Genomic DNA, 23,413 nt, shown 5'->3' on the forward strand with positions numbered 1-23,413 from the left:
ATTAGTAGTTGTATGAATAATATCAAAAATATTTTAGGAGAGCGCAGAACCTATAGCAATCTCGCTAATACCCACGATCATTCCTTTGCTCAACTTATTTTGCCCCTTCAAGGCTCGCTCTTTATTAAAACCGCATCTTATCAGCTTGAACTAGGAGAAACTCGGCTTTTTTTCCTTCCTCCTCAATGTCAACATACTTTTTATGCCAATTCTCAGAACGAGTTCCTAGTACTTGATATTCCTAATTTTATGTTGGTAAAAGAAACCGAAAAACTTTGCGGAGGCTTAAGCATTGTATTTGATGAACGATGGCAAGCAATTCGTTTATTAATGTTGTCAGAGATCGGCTATGTTTCAGCAGATAGTCACAACTTAACTAATCTGTTTCGTTACGCCTACAGTATTTTACAAAAAAATTATACTCCCCAATCTATTCAGTACATTAACGCTAATTTTCAGGAATCAATTTCTCTGCAAAAGTTAGCCAATTTGGAAGGATACAACCCAACTTATTATTGCCAATGGTTTAAAAAAAACACTGGAATGACACCTAAAGCTTATATTCAATCTCTTCGCTTGCAAAGGGCAAAAGAATTATTGGCTCACACAGACTTTTCAATTCTCCGAATAGCTCAACAAGTTGGTTACGAACACCATGCTTCATTAACTCGTCTGTTTCAACAACATGAAAAAGTAACACCACGTATTTATCGTCAGCAAAGCCGAAATTTGGCAAAGAAATAGCAACAATTTCGTTAAGCACAATCCTTGAGCCTCACTTTAGAATCTTGATATCTCAAAGATAAATAGAGATGAAATATTTCCATAATTTTGATGTTCATCCTCATTAAAGTTCTTAAAGGCGATAAAGGTGAAAATGTGAGTTACAAAACTAGATTTAGAGCAACACTAATCGGTTTTACCGCCGTCTTGATGTGGGCAACTTTAGCACTGCTAACAAAATTAAGCGGTTCTGTTCCCCCTTTTCAACTTATGGCAATGTCTTTTACCGTTGCTTCTTCGATTGGGTTAGCACTATGGATTAAAAAAGGTAATAATTTTCTTTGTGCCTTAAAGCTACCCAAAAAAGTATGGGGTTTAGGGATTTTTGGTCTTTTTGGCTATCACTGCTTTTACTTTATTGCCCTTAAAAATGCTCCTGCGGTTGAAGCCAGCCTAATTGCCTATTTATGGCCCTTATTTATCGTGCTATTTTCAGCTTTATTACCCAATGAAAAACTGCGATGGTTTCATATTGTCGGTGCAATTTCTGGATTTTTAGGGGCTGGATTGTTAGTAACGGCAGGAAGTTCTGTAACATTTGAGGCTCAGTATAGCTTAGGATATTTAACCGCACTAATTTGTGCCTTAACCTGGTCTAGTTACTCGGTTTTGTCTAGATGTTTTGGTTTTGTATCTACAGATGCGGTTGCTGGATTTTGCGTTGTTACGGCAATTTTAGCCTGGCTTTGTCATTGGCTGTTTGAACCGACTGTTATTCCTGTAGGAAAAGAGTGGCTTGCTATCGTTTGCCTGGGACTAGCACCAGTGGGATTGGCGTTTTTTACCTGGGATTATGGGGTTAAAAATGGCAATATTAAAGCTTTGGGTTCTCTTTCCTATGCAGCACCCCTGTTATCTACTCTATTGCTAATTGCCTTTGGATTTTCTGAAGCTAGTTGGAAGCTGGGAGTCGCCTGTTTGCTGATCGTTGGCGGTGCTATTCTCGCAGCAGGAGATTTCTTGAAAAAAGGTACAGAGAGCAATATTCTCGATCGCCCTCGCAAAAAATAAATCCGAAACAAGCGATCTCGCCGTTGGCGAGGCGCGTGCGCGATCGCATTATCGGAGATAATACAAATTAAAGTATAAGATGAGCATCTCTTGATGCTCACCCTAAAATTAACTAAAACTGATTCTTGTAAGGAACAGTGGGTTTTTTCTTCTTCTTATTTTTATTTTTCTGGTAATCAATTTCTTTGAGCTTCTTCATGATGCGGGTGAAATACTCATCCATATATTCTTCCATAGTAGTAATCTCTTGGCGATCGATACCAAAAGTTTCATACGTTTCGTCCATATTGGCATCCAGAGGCTTACCACTAGCTAGAACTTCAGCAAAAGTTAAACGATCTGCGGTATTTTGTCCCCAAGCAAAAAAGCGAGTTACTCGACGCATCAAACGCAATACAGCTAAAGAAACCGTGGAAATTTTGGCATCCTTACCAGATAATCGCTCGCAAAGGTTGATAATCTCATAAGCCCCCCAAGCTCTTGTACCAACTACAGGGAAGGTTTGTTTTTCTGTTTCAGGTACTTCCAAAGCACGTATAGCAAACTTAGCAATATCCTGGGTATTTATGTAAGCAATGGGAGTGTTTTCCCCACTCACCCAAACTACATCATTATCCAAGATGGGAACAGCATACTGAGCGATTAAACCCTGCATGAAGCCAGCAAGCTGTAAAATTGTGTAATTTAAGCCAGATTCTTTTAAGAAAAGCTCTGTGCAGTGTTTGATTTCCATTAAAGGAACATCAGGGTATTTTTCTGCATTCAGAATAGAGAAAAAAATGTATCTGTCAACATCAGAATTTTGTACTGCTTGAATTAGATTAACTTTTCCTGACCAATCTACAGTTTTAATGCTCAAAGTATCAGTAATTCTTGTAGTTGCTGCATCAATCACTGCATCCACTCCATCTAGCGCAGGTGCAATAGTTTCTTGATTGCAGATATCACCCTTAACAACTTCTGCGCCCCATTCACTTAAAAAAGATGCTCTACTGAGACTGCGTGTTAAGCAGCGTACTTCATAGCCTTTATCTAAAGCATGGCGGACTACTTGTCTCCCCAAAGTACCAGTCGCACCAACTACTAATAGTTTCATATAGCAATTTTAGTTAATATTTTGTAACGTTCTTTTAAGATTCTATCAAAAACTGGTGTTTCGTTAAGGCGGATTTATCAGTAAGTTTACTTATCTAGATAATATTATTGAAAATTGTTACTTCCGAAGTATGCAAGAAACAGAAATTGAAATTGAATAATGACCAACGGTCACATGCCGTCTCCGTCGTGTCTTGACGAGCATTCGGTTCGGGGCTGATTCCGTCGAAGAGAGGCGGAGCGGGGTCTCGTCGCTTTTAAGGCGGAGTAACGGTGACTGCTACGGAACAGCTAAAAATACTTCGCTTAGCAGGATTAAGTCACTGGCTCTGGAAACCAATAAAGGTACTAATCAAAACTACTATCAATTTTTCCGTATTTTCTAGGATAAATTGCTGAGCAAAATTACTTAATTTCAGAAAATGTCAGATTTATTGTTTGAAGCTAGTATTGCTTTGAGTATTAGTAATCAAGCCATATTTTGAGATCGAACAGTCAATTATTGAAAGTTAGTGGTTTTACTTAAGATTAATTATGAGTAAAAAATATAAGATAAAATCTTGGTAATTAACGATTGTCAAAGAAATATCTTAAGTTAAAATCTTTATTATGCTTTATCAACGAGGAGGAAAATTTACAGAGTTTGATTTGTGTTTTTAATTAAGGACAAGTCATTTTATAATCGAGATAATTATGTTAGTGCCATATCATAATCAAACAATGTCTAACAAAAAAGTATCTTCGTGATTTTTGAAAATTATTATTTATTATCTATATTTATTGATAAATTTAGCTAAATTGCTAAATTAATAAAATTCTTTAATTGCGATATTTGAAATCAACAATGTCTGAATCATTGGGAAATCAACCCCTCGAAATTAATTATTCAGACCAGCTTCTTAGTCAAATTGTCTCTGACAAACTGCCAGTAAGAAAATAATGAAACAAAATGTTACAAATAGCTAAGATAGAGGAAAGTTAAAGAATGTTAATCTGTCCTGAATGTCAGTCAGAAAACCCTGATAGTAATAGATTTTGTCAACATTGTGGGAATTCTTTAGTTCATACTAATTGTCAACATTGTGGGGCAGAAATTTTTCTGATTGCTGAAATATGCGATCGCTGTGGTACTCCTAATGCCAAACAACTTCAGGCTTTTATTGTTTCAGAAGGTCAAGCTACCAAACAGCTGGAATTAGCAAGTAATCTGGTAACTCCTAGTAAGAGCGAGCGCAAAAATCGAGAAACGGTTCATAATAGCGAATCCTCTTGGGAGATTAACCAACAATATCTTGATTCTCAACAAAGATATTACTTCTCTTCTGAGTCCGACCGCAAATTAGCCTCAAAATTTCCGTTCGCCTCTCAAGCATCGGTAGTCCAAACCCATGTGAGAGATAAGTTTCCTCTGAAAAAAACCTATCTAGATATTCTCAAAAAACAACAGGAAGAATTATTTACAGAATTAGAACAAAGATTAAGTAACCCTGATTTATCCCTGGCTCAGTACCCAAACAAGATTAAAGCTCCAACCATTGCCTTACCCTACTTGATGCTGGAAAATTATGCTCCAGTAATTCCTCAAATATACGACACATGGCAGGATAGCAATCTAGGTGTATTATTAATTTCAGATCGTTCTGATTGGCAGTTATTAACTACTCTTTGGTCGGATCGAGATGTACCTTGGGAGCAAATTTTGTGGTCTTTGAATGAGATGCTCAAATTTTGGATACCCCTAGTACATACAGGTTGTATAACTACTTTGCTGATAGAAGATAATCTACGCATTGATGAAGACGAGTCTTTTGGTTTTCAGCAACTATATCTCGATCCCAAAGATAATCCTCCTAGTTTGCTAGATTTAGCTGCAAAATGGCATGAATGGCTCAGTCGCTGCCCAGAAAAATACCCTTTAACATTAGAGAAAATTATTCAAAAAGCGATCGCTGAAAAAATCACCAATATTCAAGAATTGCGCCAAGAACTCTATACTTTAGCCACATCAGAGCGAGATTTAATAGATTACGAGGACTTGGAAGAAGAGATATCAGATTGGCTAGATGATAGCGATGAAAAAGAGGATTTATTTGCATTAGAGCAAAATGAAAATGAAATAGATAGCCTGTTTGATACCAGTAAAGACGAAGATCAACCCACTGCTGCTCTAAGAATGGAAATAGCTAGTGTTACAGAAGCTAGTTGCACGGATATTGGTTCTCAAAGAGATCATAATGAAGACTTCTTCGGTACTAAAACCATCATGACCCAAGAAGAAAACCCCAGTCATAAAACTATGAGTGTTCGAGGGCTATATATAGTTTGTGATGGTATGGGGGGACACTCTGCGGGGGAAGTAGCCAGCGCAATGGCGGTAGATACTCTGACAAATTATTTTTACGCTTACTGGCAAAATGAATTACCTGAAGAAGAAACCATTAACGAAGGAATCTTACTAACAAACCGTACTATTTATCAGACAAACATTGATAATCAAAGTTCTGGTCATGGCATGATGGGAACAACCCTGGTTATGGCTTTATTACAAGACACCCAATTAGCGATCGCTCATGTCGGAGATAGTCGCATTTATCGTGTAACCCGCACCCAAGGTTTAGAACAACTCACCCAAGATCACGAAGTAGGTCAAAGAGAAATTAATCGTGGCGTAGAGCCAGAAATTGCCTATGGTCGTCCTGATGCTTATCAATTGACTCAAGCTTTAGGTCCTAGAGAAAACAAATACATTAAACCTTCTATCGAGTTGTTTGATATTGAAGAAGATTGTTTAATCTTGCTGTGTTCTGATGGTTTATGTGACAACAATCTTTTGGAAAAACATTGGAAAACTTACCTTAAGCCTTTAATTAGCTCCAGTGCAGATATACAATCAGGATTATTTAAACTAATAGACTTCGCCGATCGCTATAATGGTCACGATAACATAACTGGCATTCTGCTTAGAATTAAGTTACAACCTAATTTTGAAACCTAAGATTGATTGCTTTAATTTTGTTATGTTCTTGGTTGCGCCATTGGTTCTAACTAAATCTTCTTATGGTCATTCTTACTCTTTTAGAATCGCAAACGAATCAACCCTTAAACAGTTGGCATTTTCCCGAACAATCTACTATTCGTATTGGTCGCGCTCAAGATAACGATATTGTTTTGAAAGGATATTTTCAAGTATCTCGCCAACATCTAGAACTTAGCGTGAAAAATCATCAATGGCATTTATCTAGTAGTGGTACTAACGGAACATTTGTAAATAATGCCTTTGTCAAACGAGTAACTCTTCAAGATCAAGATTTGATTCAATTGGCAGAAAACGGTCCTTTGTTTCGCTTTGAGTTACAAGAGGCAGAAACTGAAATTAGCCAAGCAGCAGTAAATTCTCCTGTAACTGTGTCAGTAATTCAATCTTGTACCCACGAAAATAATCCTCCTGAGAGTATTTTTTGTATCCATTGTGGTCAACCGTTAGTCGATGAAGAACGCTTTATTGGTCCTTATCAAATTCTGCGCATTTTAGGTAAGGGAGGAATGGGAACTACCTACCTAGTATGGAATAAAAATAAAACAATCAAAGGCGCGCCTTTTTTACTGGTACTAAAAGAAATGAATGCTAATATGGCGCGTATTCCTAAAGCAAGAGAACTGTTTGAAAGGGAAGCGAGAGTTTTAAAATCCCTCACTCATCCAAATATTCCTAAGTATTACGATTTTTTTGTGGAAGACAATCATAAGTATCTGGTTATGGAATTAATCCACGGTCCTAATCTTGAGCAGTTTACCAATTCTAGAGGATCGATCGATCAAAAAAGAGCAGTGGAATGGATGCTCCAGGTATGTCAGACTTTATCTTATCTCCATAGCTTAAAACCTTCTCTAGTACATCGGGATATTAAGCCAGCTAACTTGATTTTGCGCAATTTAGACAGTCGTATCATGTTGCTCGATTTTGGAGCAGTCAAAGAGTTAGGAACTTCTCTGAGTACTCGCATTGGAGTAGAAGGCTATAGCGCACCAGAACAGTATCGAGGAAAACCCTGTACCCAATCTGATATTTATGGTGTCGGAACAACTTTGATTTTTCTGGTAACAGGAAAAACCCCAATGCAATACTATGCCTATGACAGTAATCGCTATGAATTTGATATTGCCAAAATTCCCGATCTCTCCTCTAGATTGAGAAAAGTACTCAAAAAAACCTGTCAACCAGAACCTAGAGATCGCTATCAAACAGCAGAGGAATTATTAATTGCTTTAGAAGGTTGTATCTAGTGGTTAGTGGTTAATAGTTTGTTTTTAACAACTTTCGCTAACTCCCTACTTACTCTGCTTCAACTGGGGTGCATCTTCAATTGACCAATTATCCTTATCTAAGAAACGTAATATTCGATGATGGTATTGGGCTAGGGTAGGACGATGACCCACACTGACAAAAGTAGCTTCTACTTGCTTGAGATGACTATATAAACCTGCTTCGTTGGCAAGATCTAAAGCACTGGTGGCTTCATCTAAAATTACATAGCGGGGTTTATTAATCAGAATGCGAGCGAAAGCTAGTCTTTGTTGCTCTCCGAGGGACAAAACATCTGCCCAGTCTTTTTCGGCATCTAAACCGCCAAAACGCTCTGCTAAATCAGGAAGATTAACTTTTTTTAAGACTTTCTCTAATTCTGGATCGCTAATTTCTGAACTGTCGTGGGGATAGGTTAATTGATTACGCAGTGTACCCAATATCATGTAGGGTTTCTGGGGTAAAAATAACATCTCTTCCAATTCTGGACGAGTAATTGATCCTGTACCTGAATTCCATAAACCAGCGATCGCTCTTAAAAAAGAACTTTTACCACAGCCACTAGGTCCCATGATGAGTAACCCTGTATGGGGTTCTACATTAAGGGATAGGTTTTTTATCAGGGTTTGTTGATAATTGGGAGTTTGTAAAGTAAGATGCTTAACCCCAAGGCGATCGCTATTAGAAGTGTCAATGGTAGGACGTTCTAGATCGCCATTAGCAGAAACTTTATCTATAGATTCTAAATATTCCGCGAAAGTGTCTAAGCGATCGATACTAGCTACAAAGGCAGTAAGAGATTCAAAACTACTCACGATAATATTGAGGGAGAAAAAGACTCGTGCAAAAGCACTTTGAGCTTCGGTCACTTTTCCCACTTCAAAATCTCCTGCTAATACTGCTGGTGCGACAATAATTGCAGGGATAACATAGGGTAAAAATTCATAGGCATTAGTAAATAATCCAAAGTACAATTCTTGCCATAAAATTAAAAGATTAAAATTGCGAAATACTGTATCGAAAATTTGTCTGAGTTTTCCTGATTCTTGTGCTTCACCTTGATAAAAAGCAATAGATTCAGAATTTTCTCGAACTCTAATTAGACCGAAACGGAAATTAGCTTCTTTTTTAAGCTGATCGAATCTGATACCAACTAACTTTTTGCCGAAAAATATTACAGCTACTACAGTTCCTAAGAGAGAATAACCAACCAAGAGAAATACTAGATTAGGGGATATACTCCAAAGAACAAAACTAAAAGCCACTACCTGAAATATTGATTGAATAATAATCAGGATAAACCGTAAAGAATCCTGGGTAAAACCTTTAATATCTTCAGCAATCCTTTGGTCTGGATTATCAATATCGGTATTAAAGTTACCTAATTCGTAAAAACCTCTGTTTTGAAAATAACGTCCCAAAAAATTATGAGTGAGCCACCTGCGCCAGTACATCCCCAGTCTGCTTTGAACATAGCTAAAACCAGCGAATAGAGGCACATAAACCACTAAGACACCTAAAAATATCTGAATAGTGCGCCAAAATCGAGCGGCATCTTTAGCTGATAAAGAAGAAATAATTGCCCCTTGTTGTTGAGTTAAAACGACACTAAGCTGTGTATAGGCAATTAATAAAACAAACAATAAACCTAAAAGTGCGAAAGCTCCTTTTTTTTCGTCTCCCCACCAATAAAGTTTAGCGATCGCCCAAAATCTTGTAAACACTTTTAAATTAAATCGATTCATAATTTATTTATCATGCAACATTATGCTGTTAAAAAACTCATAATTAAACCGTCATAACTCATCTTTGACAATATAGTCTAGTAAACCAGCACAAGAATCTAATAGTAAATCAATAACATCTTTGAAACCATCTTCCCCCCCATAGTAGGGATCGGGCACTTCTGTATCATTATGATTAGTTGCAAAACTACACATCATTTTGACCTTATCCTGATATTTGCCTTCTCCATCGCAATAAATAATATCCTGATAGTTTGAGCGATCCATGGCTAAAATAAGATCGAAACGTTCAAAATCAATAGGTTGAAATTTTCTAGCACGCCCAACAAGTTCAATTCCTCTTTCCCTTGCTGCTACATTCATACGTCTATCTGGAGCCGAACCAATATGATAAGCTGATGTTCCCGCAGAATCACAGGTAATTTTATCTGATAAGCCAGCTTCCTCAATCAGATGATTCATAATATTTTCAGCAGAAGGGGAGCGACAAATATTTCCCAAACAGACGAATAGTAGTTTATAACCCATAGATAATTAAATAAATAATGTTGACGATTTATTATTTCTTCTACTCTAGGTAGTCAGAGTAAATTTATCACAGAGTCGTGAAGAACGAGGAGAAATGATTTCCTTTTGCTCTTGATTCTGTGTTTGAGTCTACACTTTGTTTTTATAGTTAAAAGTTTCGTTGTTTATAAATTCACAAATCCTAAAGTTGAGCGAGAAAATGTCTAGTAAAACTGAATACAAGCCTTTTTCCTTGATTGAGGTTGACAATACTAGTTGACAATACTAGCAGTGCTTAATTATTAAAGTAGAGAAAATATAGATATGTTTAAATCGAAATCCAAAGAACGCTATCTTTTTAAGACTCGCCGAAAAAAACGTCGTCAGAGACAGTTTTTCTGGTTGTGGCTGCTAGTCTCTGGAGTATTGTCGTTGCTTGTTTTAGAGTTGATTACTCGTATTTTTATTGATATTACAGGAAAACGAGGAGAATTTGCCCAAACTACAGAAGAACAGACCATTGACGATGCTTATCAACTCAAGTTTTTAAATGAAGCAGGAGAAAGCTATCCAGGCTCATCAGAAAAGGGTAGCTTAGTCGCTCAACGTAGTTTATCTGTGGGTTATAAGCTAGTCAACAATCAAAATAGTCCCTACTGGAAAATTAACGAAAGAGGTTTTCGCGACACTGAACCACTTCCTGTAGCTAAGCCCGAAGGAGAAGTGAGAATCTTTTTGCTTGGTAGCTCCACTGCTTTTGGTTATGGTAGCTCTAGTAATCAAACTGCGATCGCTGAAATGCTGGAACTCCGTTTGCAAGAGCGTCTCCAACAGCAACAGAATGCCCCTCAAATCTACAAACCCGATGTTTTACCCCTAGATGCTACAGCAAAAGTAGAAGCCCTTAAAAAGCCTTCTAAACTTAAATCAGGAACTTATCGGGTAATTAATGCAGCCGTTCCTGGTTATACTTCAGGCAATCAGTTAGCTCAACTAGCATTACAGATTATCAACTACAAACCCGATTTAATCTTGATGCTCAATGGTTATGAAGATTTGATGCTTGCTGGAGATGAAACAGCCACCCAAATTCCTCAATTAGAAGAATATCTTGATGATGCTCCTAGTTACTTATTAGCTTCGGCAAATCAATTTTTAAAGCCGATTGAAGATAAAAGCTATCTAGTCAAAATACTACAGGATTCGGTTTTAAAACCCCAAGATATTACTAAAGATACCCTGGTTTTCCGCCACAAGACTGGTCAAGAGTTAGCTACAATTGCCCCTCAAGATCAAACAGAGTTGCAGCGTCGTATAGATCGCTATTTCCAAAATCATAAACAAATTGTTACCCTCGCTACTGGTGCTAATGCCAGCGTAATTGTTGCCACACAACCCGAAATTACAGGTCGCAATCCGAGCAAATTGACTCCTACAGAAGGGGAGATTGTTACTCAATTGGGTAGAACTTATATCAAAACAATTAAAGCTAATTATCCTCGTTTTGTGGGCGCAAATCAGTATTTAGCGAAAGTGTTCCCCAAAAATGTCAAAGCTATAAACCTATATAACCTTAGCGATCGATATCCCTCCCCCAGCTTTATTGATGCCATTCATCTTACTGAGGCTGCTAATGCAATGGTAGCAGAACAATTCTACTATGCGATCGCTGCTTTGACCAAAATGCAAGTTATTCCTAAAGAGGCACCAAAACCAAAACCAAAACCAAAACCAAAAGTGACACCAATTAAATCATCAAGTAGTAATGAGTAATTAGACCTCTTACGAAAATTGCGATCGCTCGTTGCGCCAGCGAAGCTGTTCGCAAACTAATTTGAACTTCAATTACAGTTTTTCTTGATAAATTGTTACTGAATTTATTGAGAAAATAATTGAGTAGTGTGTATTGATTGAAATTATAATTTTTAAGGTTTAAGCAAATTGATAGATAATGGGTATTTATATAATTGACCATTTTTAATTTTACGCATTGCTTGTATCATGAAGAACCAATGTAATGGATATAGTAATATACAAAATAACCCAGATAATGATACAAAAGATATTTCAATCAGAAAAATAATATCCAATTTTAAAATATCAGAAAAGGTTTCTAAAGAGTTTAAAGCATCATCAATAAAATCAGAACTATATTTTAAATTAATGAAATAAGAAATTATTCAAAATAAAGACCTATATCCTAATAAAAATAGTTGAAAGTTAATAACTGATTTTCCCTGTTGATTAACAAAGTCAGATAAGCTTTTTTTGTGTTTCCAGATAATTATAGGTAGCAGCAAGTTAATAAGATTAGTTGTTATACTATGCCAAAAACTAAATGCAAATTTAAAATTAAAGATATGAGTAAAGGATAGATTAGCCACAATAATATATCCAGCTATACTAGAAATATGACAAACATTAGCCCACCAATAATCATTGGTTTCATTATTTAGTTGATTGTTCTCAGAATTTGTCATAAGTATCAACTTTTTTAGTTAACGTCTAATGTGAATTGAAATTACTTTTGATAGAGCCTAAATCATCGTAAAAGAAAGCTTTTCTAGTGACGAGAAGAGCGAGAATAATACCTATAGACTTTTTAAAGGTGAATTTATCTTTAGCTTATAGCAAGAAAGCTTATAGCTACGAACTAATAAGTCTAAAGCGAAGGGTTAGGGTTTGCATTCCCTTGCGCAACTCGCTCTGCATCGCGCGACCATCGGTGAGTCCTTTAGGGCATAACGCGGGATCTCACAGCGTTATGAGCATCAGGCGTATTTAATTTTGAATTAAAAATACCCTTTAGCCTCTTCTAAATGCTTCACTAAAGTTTTTTCAGGTAGCGCACCGTGGAGATGTTGCCAAGGTAAAACTTGCTCATTATTCCAAGTATCATGAACGTAATAATCCAAAGTAGGGATATCTCCTTTTAATTGTTTAAAGGCTCTTTTATAACTACCTACAGAATCTCCATACTCTCTTGTTAAGAGTAACAGATTGGATAATCTGCGATCGCCTCTAGAAATTAAAGCCTGTATTACCGACCAATTGTAACTTTCAGGACGGAAATCAATACCGCGCTTTCTGAGTTGTTTTTCGAGATTTTTTAAACGTTTTTTAGCATCTTTATTGACACCAAACCATTGAAAAGGTGTATGGGATTTGGGAACAAAGGTGCTGCAACCGAGAGTAAGGCGTAAACCAGGAGCAGCTTTTTTAACCGCTTCCATCATGGTTACAGTTTCTTCTATATCTTCTATCTCTTCTCCAGGGATACCTACCATACCGTAAAATTTAAGTGCTTTTAAACCGCCAGCTTTAGCGTTAATCGCAGCTTGGACTATTTCTTCGTTGGTTAGTTTTTTATTAACAATTTGTCTAACTTTTGAAGAACCACTTTCCACCGCAATAGTTAAAGAGCGAGTATCTCTTTGCGCTAAAGTAGTAGCTAATTTTTCGGTTACGGTATTAGTACGCACTGAAGCAATACTAAGACGCACATCATCGTATTTAGGTTGGCAAATATAATCGAGTAAAGTATTAAATTCGGGATGTTGGGTAACAGAAGCACCCAATAAACCCAAACGGTTAGTTACCTGTAATCCTTTCTCGATAGCAGGTATCAAAGAATCAGTAATAGATGCAGTGCGAAAAGGTAAAGTAAGATAACTAGCCAAACAGAAACGACACATTTCAGGACAACTTCTCACGACTTCTACCATAAAGATATTTTCCCAAGCAGCCTTTTCTGTCACTACTGTTGAAGCAGATAAAGTATTCCCGCGATAGGTCTGTTTTTGTACTGTTGGGGGTATCTCTGCATCAATGGGTGTAATAGCAGCAATTTCGCCATCGCGACTGTGGTAAGTTACCTGATACAGACTGGGAATATAAATGCCAGGAACTTGAGCTAAACGCCGTAATTTAGTAGTGCGGTTACTATGGCGCACTTCTTGATAAGCATCAATAAAACTATCTAACAAGTTTTCCCCATCTCCTAAGAGAATCACATCAAAAAAATCTGCAAAAGGTTCGGGGTTAGCAGTCAAAACAGGCCCGCCACCAAATACTAAAGGATGGTTATCGTCTCTTTCTTTGCTATGAAGGGGAATATTTAAAGACTCTAGTAAATTAAATATATTAATATAATCAAGCTCCCAAGAAACAGAAAAACCCAACAATTCGGGATTTTTGGGTAAAGGCTCTTGAATATCGGTAAACAAACGACTAACCTGCACATCAGAACGCATTGCAAAAGTCGCCCACACAATTTGATAGCCTAAGCTGGTAATGCCAATAGTGTATTCGTTGGGAAAGCCAAAGATCAAAGGAATAGCGTTATTATCTGCTGTAGCGGGAGTGAATAAAAGGCGTTCTCGGTCAAATACGGTCATGTTTTAATTGAGAAGATATTGAGTAATATTCTTATTTCATTGTGACCAATTTTTACCTTGTAAGTGATTAATGTTAGTAATGTGTCCACACCCTTGACGCAGATGAATGCAGATCATATAGATTATGGATCGATTTTGAGATAAAGGCGCACCACCCTAAAGGACTCACCGATGGTCGCAAAGCGGATTTCTTCGAGATCGCTTTTTGTAATTAGTTCTATAATTAGTGCGATTGTGAAAATAGAGCGGGAACTATGGGTCAAGTATTTACTGAAATAGATCGGAGTATTCAATCTTGGATTAGTAAGCAGAAAATGTTTTTTGTGGGGACTGCGCCTCTAGCTGCTGATGGTCATATTAATTGTTCTCCTAAAGGTGCTGATTCTTTTCGTATAATTGATTCTCACACAGTAGCTTACCAAGATCTAACAGGAAGTGGTATTGAAACTATTGCCCACTTGCAAGAAAATGGCAGAATTGTCATTATGTTTTGTGCTTTTGAAGGCGCACCGCAAATTATTCGTTTATATGGCAAAGGTAGCCCTATTTTTCAAGATTCTGCTGATTACGGTCAATTAGCAGAATTATTTCGACCCCATCCAGGGGAAAGAGCTATTATCAAAATTGATGTCCATAGAGTTGCTACTTCTTGTGGTTATTCTGTTCCTTTATATGATTATGTCGATCAGCGCGATGTTTTAGATAAATGGACAGAGACGAAAACCCCCGAAGAATTGGTTGCTTATCGGCAAAAGAAAAATCAGTTGAGTATTGATGGTTTACCAGGATTGAGCTACAGATAATTAGGCTTTGCTGAATTGAAATACGGATTTGAGTGTGAGACAGGGTTTATCGGGCAAAGTTTTACATTTTGGATACAGAATCTTTATCTAACTTATATAGCAAAATCTGGCTTGTGTTATACGATCAATAGAAATCGGAACTGGAGATTAGAAAGTAGTGTATAAGCTTTCCATGATTGGTAAAGACTAAACACTACAAACGAAACGACTCAAGCGAAGCAATCTACATTCGTTGTTCCAAAGTATCCTTAATCACAAAGTAAAGTGTAAGAAATGACGAAAAGAACTCGCCATCTCTTATCACACTATGAAGACTGAATAGGGGAGAACAATTTAAACAAATTATGGGCGTAAGCTACTGAGATCGTTACCACTGCTATCCACTTATTGATGAGTAGATAGGGGAGCATTGCTATTGGGAGATTGAGTAAGACCAGAAAACTCAACTTCTGTTTGGTAAATGTATCAGTTTAATAAAAGCGAAAATTCAATCCTCTAGATTGGAAATTTCGTATAATTTGTCTTTGCCATAGTAGATTAGGTGAGTTAATCTACTTGCTTTTTAAATAAAGAGATCGCCTATACTTCTCTCATACTTTCTAAATATTAGATACAACTAAAATTTCAGAATTAGTTAGATTTGGTTTATTGGTAAATTGAGCAATCTTGACTTGTCCAGCAGAACCAGTACCATCAGGATCGAAGAATAAATCACCATTGCTGCGGTTATAGATAAAGCGATCTTCTCCATCCTGCGCGCTACTACCAAGGACGAATTGATCGCCCGTGGGAAAGCGATTATTAGTTAAATTAGTATCACCAAGAACATTACGATTAACTAAAATTTGATCTTGCTCCACATTGTAATCTGTAACTCGATCTACCCCATTGCCTAAACTATCTGTTTCAGCAACTAGGAGAAAACGCTCCGAGCCTGCACCACCCGTTAAAACATCGTTTCCTGCACCACCAGTAAGAAAGTCATTACCACTACCCCCAATTAAGGTATCGTTACCAACACCGCCTTCGAGATAGTCATCACCATTTTGACCCTCATGATAGTCATTACCATCGCTACCAAAGAGACTATCTTCACCCTCTCCACCATAGGCAAGATCGTCTCCTTCTTCACCCCAAAAAAGATCGTTACCTCCTTCTCCAAAAAGTAAGTCATCCCCCGTACCACCTAAGAGACTATCGCGATCGCCACCACCATAAATAGTATCATCACACCAATAACCATAAATCAAATCTTGTCCAGTATCACCATAAATAGTGTCTTCACCCATTTGATTAGAAAAGGGAGATTCTCCGTCGATGGTATCGTTCCCTGCACCACCAGTCAGAAAATCATTTCCATTACCACCGTTCAAAGAATCATTCCCCGCACGACCAATTAAGCGATCGTTTCCATCTTCAGCAATAATTGTTCCTCCTTGATTACTGTTAGTCAAAATGTCATCACCATCGCTACCAAAGATGATATCGTTGATGTTACGACCGAATAAGCGATCGCAACGCGCCTCGCCAACGGCGAGATCGCTGCCGTCTGTTCCTAAAATATTTGCCACTATGCAATACCTCTTCAGTGTATTTGGTTCAAATTGATGAAGTTCTAGGAAAACTCGTTGTATTACGACGAAAAAGCTAGAACCAGGGCAAATATATTAAATAAAAAGAAAATTTTCGGAAACACAAAATTTATGAGTATTTTTCGTGACGAAGCTACGATAGGATGGAATTTAGCTTTTTTTGACTGTGTGGGAGCAACTTAATGACCCTGGAATCGAGTATTACAGAAGTTTCAATTAAGGGAAATTTAGAACAATTTTTGATTGTTTTATCTGTGTCTTTATCTGTTGCTACAGTTTCCCGTATTTTTAGCTGGTTTCGGCAAATTCCTTACACCTTGCTCTTAGTAATTGTGGGTTTGGGATTGGCTTTTGTTGACATTCGACTAGTCAATCTTTCCCCTGAATTGATTTTAGAAATTTTTCTACCACCCCTTTTGTTTGAAGCTGCTTGGAATATTAGGTGGCGTAGCCTGAAAGATAGTTTAGTGCCAGTTACTCTATTTGCCGTGGTGGGAGTAATTATTTCTGTATTGGGAATGGCTTGGGCATTAAGCACTTTTACCAGTCTTTCTTTAGCGACTGCTTTACTGGTGGGAGCAAGTTTATCCGCCACCGATCCTGTTTCTGTAGTGGCATTGTTTCGGGAATTGGGTGCTAGTAAACGGTTAACTATCCTGATGGAAGGAGAGAGTTTATTTAATGACGGTGTAGCAGTAGTTGCTTTTGTGCTGTTGGTAGGAATTCCTTTGGGTATTGAAGCGTTTTCTTTACCCACCACCATCGTGAAATTCGTAACTTTTGTCGGTATTGGGTTGGGTATTGGTAGTGTAATTGGTTTTGGTATTTCTTATCTTACTCAACGTTTCGATCTTCCTTTGGTAGAACAATCTTTAACCTTGGTATCGGCTTACGGTACTTATTTAGCAACAGAAGAGTTAGGAGGCTCAGGAGTTATCGGGGTGGTCACTGTTGGGGTGATCTTGGGCAATTTTGGCTCGCGTATTGGTATGAATCCCCGTACTAGGCTGCTGGTTTCGGAATTTTGGGAATTTTTAGCCTTTTTTGTCAATTCTATTGTCTTTTTGCTCATTGGAGATCAGATCAATTTTGCCAGTTTAAATAATAACCTAGATCTTATTCTAGTTGCGATCGCAGCAGTTTTAATCACCAGAGCGATCGTTATTTTTGGCTTGGGCAATATTAGTAACCTCATTAGTGGAGTAAAAACTAATTGGCGAGAACAAACTGTATTATGGTGGGGAGGGCTGCGGGGTTCGGTATCTATTGCCTTGGCTTTGAGTGTTCCCGCTTTTTTAACTGGCAGACAAGAGATTATCGATACAGTATTTGGAGTAGTCTTATTTACTCTTTTAGTGCAGGGTTTAAGCACTAAATGGCTGTTAGAATCCTTGAATCTGATTGGAGATCAAGCCTTAAAACAAGAATACTCAGAATTATTAGCCCGTAGGACAGCCTTGAAACGAGTCCTAGAATATCTTGATATTACAGATAATGTTTATGATATCGATCCTGAATTTTTGCGCTATCAAAAGGGTTTAGTTAAAGGGGAGTTACAATCAATTGAAGATAGAATCTCCAAAATGAAACGGGAACACGATAATCTGCGATCGCTCAGTAGAGAACAATTAAAAGAGCAATTATTAGATATTGAAGCAGATACCTATGCAGAATTAATTCGCGCAGGTCAATTAAATGAAAATCTTTCCCCAGTGCTGCAAGAAATTATGGTAGAAGCCGATCTTACTTGATTTTTTGTATTAGTTGAATCTCATAGACATTAGACTACTGTGTGTTAAACAGAATAAAATAACTATTGTAGTGACGTTCCATGGAACGTCACTACAGAGTTTAAAGGTGTTCTTAATAAATACTCGGTGAATATACCCTTTCTGTAGTTGCATACACTAAAAGTAATAACGAATATTAAGACATACTATAAGGAGGAATTACGGTAACTTCTTTAACTTCAATAAAATCATCATCTTCGTCATATTCATCATCTTTTGTAACTTCTATTTGTGGTTCTTCAATCATAGGTTGCACTAATTCTGGATCGGAAGATGGTGATTGTGCTTTGACTTCAATTTGTATTGGTTGTTTCTCTACAGATATTGATTCTCGTTTCTTTGCTTCCAGATTTATTGGTTGCTTTGCTGCAAATACTTGTTTTTGTTTAGTAGAAAAAGTTAATCGATCGTCCACACAATCAACAAAAATTGTATTCCCTTCAGCAAAAGCATTTTCGAGAATTTTAGTAGCAATTGGGTTTTCTAATTCTCTTTGAATAGCTCTGTTTAAAGGACGCGCACCAAAAGCAGGATCGTAACCAACTTCTACAATACGATCGATAGCTGCTTCTGATAGTTGAATAGAGATTTTTTGTTCTGCTAAAAGCTTTTCTACTCTCTTAATTTGAATCTTCACAATGTCTCGTAATTGTTCGCGTTTTAGGGAATGGAAAATAATTTGTTCATCAATACGATTGATAAATTCGGGGCGAAAATGTTTCATGAGAGCTTGTTCAACTCTTTTCTTTACTTCTTCGTAATTAGTATCATCATCTCCTGATATATTCAGAATATGTTCGCTACCTACGTTGCTAGTCATGACAATAATAGTGTTGCGAAAATCTACTACTCGCCCTTGAGAATCAGTAATCCGTCCATCATCTAATACTTGCAGTAGGATATTAAAGACATCTTTGTGGGCTTTTTCTACTTCATCCAATAACACAACAGAGTAAGGACGACGGCGTACTGCTTCGGATAGTTGTCCCCCTTCTTCGTAACCAATATACCCAGGAGGCGCACCCACCAAACGAGATACGGCGTGTTTTTCCATGTACTCAGACATATCGATGCGTACCATAGCATCTTCACTATCAAATAAAAAGGCTGCTAAAGCCCTTGCAAGTTCTGTTTTACCCACACCAGTAGAACCCATAAACATAAATGAACCAATGGGTTTTCCTGGGTTTTTTAGACCAGCCCTAGCACGACGAATAGCAGCAGCAACTACCGCCACAGCTTCTTCTTGTCCAATAATTCTTTGGTGGAGGTGTCCTTCTAATTGAAGTAGTTTTTGTTTTTCGGATTCTAAAAGACGACTTACGGGTACTCCTGTCCAGTTAGCAACGATTTCTGCAATATCAGATTCGGTTACTTGTTCTCGAAGTAAAGCAGTCTCTTGAGCTTGAACTTCTAATAACTTAGCTTCTTTAGCTTCTAAATCTCTTTGTAGAGCTTCTAATTTACCATATTTCAACTGGGCTGCTTTATTGAGATCGTAAGCTCTTTCTGCTTGTTCTACCTGGAGGCGTAATTTTTCATCTTCTTCTTTCAGGGCGTTAATTTCGTCAAGTAATTCTTTTTCCGATGTCCATTGAGAAGATAGCTCTTTTTGTTTGCCTTCTAATTTTTGGATTTCTGTTTTAATGCGTTCTAATCTTTCGCGGGATGCAGGGTCTAAAACCACAATACCAGGACGTTGACTTTGGTTTTCCCCTTCAAGAGAGAGCTTTTCCATTTGTAGCTGCATTACTCTGCGATCAATCGCTTCTAATTCGACAGGTTTAGAAGTAATCTCCATTTTTAGTTTAGCTGCTGCTTCATCCACAAGATCGATCGCTTTATCAGGAAGAAATCTATCGGTAATATAACGATGGGATAAATTAGCTGCTGCGACTAAAGCTGAATCGGTAATCTTTACCCCATGATGGACTTCATAACGTTCTTTGAGTCCTCGTAAGATAGATACAGTATCTTCTACACTGGGCTGTTTAACGTATACTTGCTGAAAACGTCTTTCTAAAGCGGGGTCTTTTTCGATATGCTTGCGATATTCATCGAGAGTAGTTGCACCAATACAACGCAATTCACCACGAGCTAACATCGGCTTAAGCAGATTACCCGCATCCATCGCGCCACCGCCTTCTCTTGCACCAGCACCTACTATAGTATGAACTTCATCGATAAAGAGTACAATCTGTCCTTCCGATTCGGTAATTTCTTTTAAAACATTTCGCATTCTATCTTCAAATTCGCCCCTGTATTTCGCCCCTGCAATCAGACTTCCCATATCAAGAGAAATTAACTGACGGTTTTTCAGAGATTCAGGAACATCGCTATTAACAATGCGTTGGGCTAATCCTTCGGCTATAGCGGTCTTTCCTACTCCAGGTTCACCAATTAAGACAGGATTATTTTTAGAACGGCGAGAAAGTACTTGAATTACTCTTCTTATCTCTTCATCTCTGCCGATTACGGGGTCTAGCTTTCCTGCTTTAGCTTCTTCTGTTAAATCTCTACCGTATTTTTCTAAAGCTTGGTATTGTTCTTCTTGGTTTTGCTCGGTAACTTTTTGCGAACCCCGAATAGATTTTATAGCTTCTTCTAAGCTCTGAGGGTTAACATTAAAGCCTCTTAAAGTACGCTTACCAATACGTCCATCTTCAGCAAAAGCTACTAAAATGTGTCCGACAGAAATATATTTATCATCCCAATTACTACGATAAACTTCTGCCCTATCTAACATCCTATCTAATGCTTGACCGAGATATAGCTGTGAACCACCCAACTTGGGTTGACGATTGGTAAAACCTTCAATTTGTTGTTTTAAACGGGAAATATCCACATTAGCCTTATTCAGTATGGTTTGTGCTAAACCTTCTTCTTCTAGTAAAGCAATAATGACGTGTTCTACTTCTAAATCTTTGTTTTGAAATTGCTTAGCTATCTCCTGTGACTTAACAATTCCGTCCCAGGCTTGTTCGGTAAATTTACTAGAATCTGTAGGCTGCATACTAAAAGTTATGATAAATTCCTTCTTATAGAATTATTGTAGTGCCAAGTATAGCAAGGTTACGAATCATTGAACATTTAAGTAGCCAGTTCAAATAGGCAACAGGCAAAATATTAAACAATTTTTTCAAATCAATTTGCGATCTTTTATCTGTTATATTCTATTGCTTGAGGTTATGGGCAAATATAAGTTCGGGTAGGGCGCAGTCGCTTTTTGTTACGAATCCATAAATAACTCAATTGAGTATTCAAGCGCGATGGTAAAAAGGCGAAGTACTGTTCACTATTGCATAATCTGGCGAGAGAAATCGTATACAAGATCGATCTTACACAAAAATAAATTTCAAATCTGAATCAACCAAATTTGTCTTTATTTATACTCATTCACCATAGTGATTTTCAATCACTTGGTTGACATCGCTTTTTCCCTTCTTGTTTGCTCGACTATATTTTATCGAACTTATACAAGAAGTCTTATATTCATAGACATTTTCTTGATTCGCACAGGCAGTTTAGCCTTCAAAAGAAGGTTTAAAATTAGGAGTTCAGGTAATAAAGCTGAAATTCGCTATGAGTGTTGACTTTTAATACTAGCGGTTGACTTCCAAATGAAAATATTAGTAATATCAACTAAGTAATATTAACTAAGTAATATCAACTAAATGTAGATGTTTTCATGGTAACTTATTAAAGTTTTGATGAAGTTTAAGTATAATCAGTTACAATATAATATTGTAATATATCATGAATATACAAGCTATAAGAATCAACAACTTATATTAGAAATAACTAAGTAATAGTCAATAATCGAAAAGTGATAAATAAGTTAATAGCTAATACTTTACTCACTTGAGAAGTTCGACAAAAATCAAAATATCAAAAAATACTTAGTTATTATCACTAATTCTTTTTTATAAAACCTAACTCTTTAAAATCTCTCTAATAGAAAACTAAGTAATACAAAAGCAATAGACTTTTTTTGTCTGTTGATTGTGTCTAGTGTTTTGTTAAACTCGCTCTCTCTGATGTCGCGATTAAAAATCACGCCTAGTCACTAGCCAACATGGATCATAGTAAGGGTTCAACAGGATTTAAAAATGATTGGATAAGAAAATGAATTTAAACCCCAAAATAGATCGCATTCCCTTTAATCTTCCCTTTACTACTGGGAAAGAAATGGAATATATTAAGCAAGCGATCGCCACAGAAAAACTGTCAGGTAACGGTAAATTTACTAAGAAGTGTCAAGCCTGGTTAGAATCTCGGATTGGTTGTCAAAAAGCATTATTAACTCATTCTTGTACGGCTGCTTTGGAAATGACAGCCCTACTTGCTGATATTCAGCCAGGAGATGAGGTGATTATGCCCTCTTATACTTTTGTGTCTACCGCCAATGCTTTTGTGTTGCGTGGTGGCGTTCCTGTTTTTGTCGATATTCGCCCCGATACCCTAAATCTGGATGAAACAAAAATAGAACAAGCAATTACAGAGAGAACTAGGGCGATTGTTCCCGTTCACTATGCAGGTGTCAGTTGTGAGATGGACACCATAATGGAAATAGCTCGCAAGCATAACTTATTAGTAATTGAAGATGCTGCTCAAGGCATGGTTTCTCGGTATAAAGGCAAACCACTAGGTAGTATTGGACACCTCGCAGCAGTCAGTTTTCACGACACTAAGAACATCATCTCAGGAGAAGGTGGCGCACTTTTAATTAACGATCCTGAGCTAATAGAGCGAGCCGAGATTATTTGGGAAAAGGGAACTAACCGCAGTCAGTTTTTCCGTGGAGAAGTGGATAAATATAGTTGGGTTGATGTGGGTTCGTCTTACTTACCCAGTGAGATTAATGCTGCTTTTTTGTGGGCGCAGTTAGAACTTGCCGAAGGAATTACCCGTAAAAGGTTAAGTACTTGGCGTTATTACCATCAGGTATTTAAAAAATTAGAATACGAAGAAATCTTGCATTGCCCGATTATTCCTGACGATTGTCAACATAACGGTCATATGTATTATCTGTTACTGGAAGATTTAGCAACTCGCACTGCTTTGATCGAACAACTCAAACGAGAAGGAATTAGTGCCGTCTTTCATTATGTGCCTCTCCATGACTCTGTAGCAGGTCAAAAATTTGGACGAGTCGTTGGTGAGATGAAAGTTACCAATGATATTGCAGATCGCTTACTAAGATTACCGATGTTTGCCGACATCAGAGAAAGTCAAATGTATGGTGTTAGCAACATTATTGAAGAGTTTTTTGCAGCCTACTCTCATACTTCTAGCGATCGCAATATTTTTAACAGCAACAATCTAAATAATCTAAATGTAGATGTTGCATAAGCATGATTGAGATGAATCAACGTAATAAAAGAGTA

Annotated in this window: 15 protein-coding genes; 8 read left to right on the forward strand and 7 right to left on the reverse strand. The window is 37.3% G+C overall.

The features are described 5' to 3' along the window. Window positions 1-12 precede the first annotated feature (12 nt). Both H1P_RS00065 and yddG read left to right on the forward strand, forming a co-directional pair. Window positions 13-744, forward strand: coding sequence for an AraC family transcriptional regulator (locus H1P_RS00065; RefSeq protein WP_144862883.1), 732 nt, complete (start codon window positions 13-15; stop codon window positions 742-744). A 135-nt stretch (window positions 745-879) separates the two neighbouring features. Continuing rightward, complete coding sequence (gene yddG / locus H1P_RS00070; RefSeq protein ID WP_222426878.1) at window positions 880-1,794, forward strand: aromatic amino acid exporter YddG; 915 nt, start codon at window positions 880-882, stop codon at window positions 1,792-1,794. Window positions 1,795-1,906: 112 nt separating this feature from the next. On the opposite strand, the gene H1P_RS00075 is transcribed toward yddG, so the two are convergent. Next, window positions 1,907-2,890 (reverse strand): NmrA family NAD(P)-binding protein, encoded by a 984-nt coding sequence (locus H1P_RS00075; RefSeq protein WP_144862887.1) that lies wholly within the window; start codon window positions 2,888-2,890, stop codon window positions 1,907-1,909. A gap of 984 nt (window positions 2,891-3,874) precedes the next feature. Between H1P_RS00075 and H1P_RS00080 the strand changes: the two genes are divergently transcribed. Further along, on the forward strand, window positions 3,875-5,884 hold the full coding sequence (locus H1P_RS00080) for a serine/threonine phosphatase (protein WP_144862889.1): 2,010 nt from the start codon (window positions 3,875-3,877) through the stop codon (window positions 5,882-5,884). Between the two features lie 62 nt (window positions 5,885-5,946). Continuing rightward, window positions 5,947-7,173 carry an FHA domain-containing serine/threonine-protein kinase gene (locus H1P_RS00085; RefSeq protein ID WP_144862891.1) on the forward strand — a complete coding sequence of 409 codons (1,227 nt, stop codon included), beginning with the start codon at window positions 5,947-5,949 and terminating at the stop codon, window positions 7,171-7,173. A 45-nt stretch (window positions 7,174-7,218) separates the two neighbouring features. Here H1P_RS00085 and H1P_RS00090 read toward each other — a convergent pair whose 3' ends face one another. Together H1P_RS00090 and H1P_RS00095 are read right to left on the reverse strand one after the other, a co-directional pair. Further along, the gene (locus tag H1P_RS00090; protein ID WP_144862893.1) at window positions 7,219-8,937 is read right to left on the reverse strand and encodes an ABC transporter ATP-binding protein/permease; all 1,719 of its coding nucleotides are present in this window, start codon (window positions 8,935-8,937) and stop codon (window positions 7,219-7,221) included. Window positions 8,938-8,988: 51 nt separating this feature from the next. Next, window positions 8,989-9,465 (reverse strand): low molecular weight protein-tyrosine-phosphatase, encoded by a 477-nt coding sequence (locus tag H1P_RS00095; RefSeq protein ID WP_144862895.1) that lies wholly within the window; start codon window positions 9,463-9,465, stop codon window positions 8,989-8,991. Between the two features lie 303 nt (window positions 9,466-9,768). Here H1P_RS00095 and H1P_RS00100 point away from each other — a divergent pair, with 303 nt between their 5' ends. Continuing rightward, window positions 9,769-11,217 (forward strand): SGNH/GDSL hydrolase family protein, encoded by a 1,449-nt coding sequence (locus tag H1P_RS00100; protein ID WP_144862897.1) that lies wholly within the window; start codon window positions 9,769-9,771, stop codon window positions 11,215-11,217. A gap of 407 nt (window positions 11,218-11,624) precedes the next feature. Here H1P_RS00100 and H1P_RS40090 read toward each other — a convergent pair whose 3' ends face one another. Then, window positions 11,625-11,924: a magnetosome magnetite crystal formation protein family gene (locus tag H1P_RS40090; protein WP_144862899.1), complete on the reverse strand. Its 300-nt coding sequence runs from the start codon at window positions 11,922-11,924 to the stop codon at window positions 11,625-11,627. Window positions 11,925-12,236: 312 nt separating this feature from the next. Beyond that, complete coding sequence (locus tag H1P_RS00115) at window positions 12,237-13,841, reverse strand: B12-binding domain-containing radical SAM protein (RefSeq protein ID WP_144862901.1); 1,605 nt, start codon at window positions 13,839-13,841, stop codon at window positions 12,237-12,239. A gap of 254 nt (window positions 13,842-14,095) precedes the next feature. On the opposite strand from H1P_RS00115, the gene H1P_RS00120 reads away from it, so the two are divergent. Continuing rightward, on the forward strand, window positions 14,096-14,644 hold the full coding sequence (locus H1P_RS00120; RefSeq protein WP_144862903.1) for a pyridoxamine 5'-phosphate oxidase family protein: 549 nt from the start codon (window positions 14,096-14,098) through the stop codon (window positions 14,642-14,644). A gap of 599 nt (window positions 14,645-15,243) precedes the next feature. On the opposite strand, the gene H1P_RS00125 is transcribed toward H1P_RS00120, so the two are convergent. Further along, complete coding sequence (locus H1P_RS00125; RefSeq protein WP_144862905.1) at window positions 15,244-16,215, reverse strand: calcium-binding protein; 972 nt, start codon at window positions 16,213-16,215, stop codon at window positions 15,244-15,246. A 203-nt stretch (window positions 16,216-16,418) separates the two neighbouring features. On the opposite strand from H1P_RS00125, the gene H1P_RS00130 reads away from it, so the two are divergent. Next, window positions 16,419-17,987, forward strand: a complete 1,569-nt coding sequence (locus tag H1P_RS00130; protein WP_144862907.1) for a cation:proton antiporter — start codon at window positions 16,419-16,421, stop codon at window positions 17,985-17,987. 175 nt (window positions 17,988-18,162) lie between these two features. Here H1P_RS00130 and clpB read toward each other — a convergent pair whose 3' ends face one another. Then, complete coding sequence (gene clpB / locus H1P_RS00135; protein WP_144862909.1) at window positions 18,163-21,039, reverse strand: ATP-dependent chaperone ClpB; 2,877 nt, start codon at window positions 21,037-21,039, stop codon at window positions 18,163-18,165. 1,112 nt (window positions 21,040-22,151) lie between these two features. Here clpB and rffA point away from each other — a divergent pair. Then, on the forward strand, window positions 22,152-23,378 hold the full coding sequence (rffA, locus tag H1P_RS00140; RefSeq protein ID WP_144862911.1) for a dTDP-4-amino-4,6-dideoxygalactose transaminase: 1,227 nt from the start codon (window positions 22,152-22,154) through the stop codon (window positions 23,376-23,378). The last annotated feature ends 35 nt before the right edge of the window (window positions 23,379-23,413 follow it).

The sequence above is a fragment of the Hyella patelloides LEGE 07179 genome, from assembly GCF_900659865.1.
GTDB lineage: Bacteria > Cyanobacteriota > Cyanobacteriia > Cyanobacteriales > Xenococcaceae > Hyella > Hyella patelloides.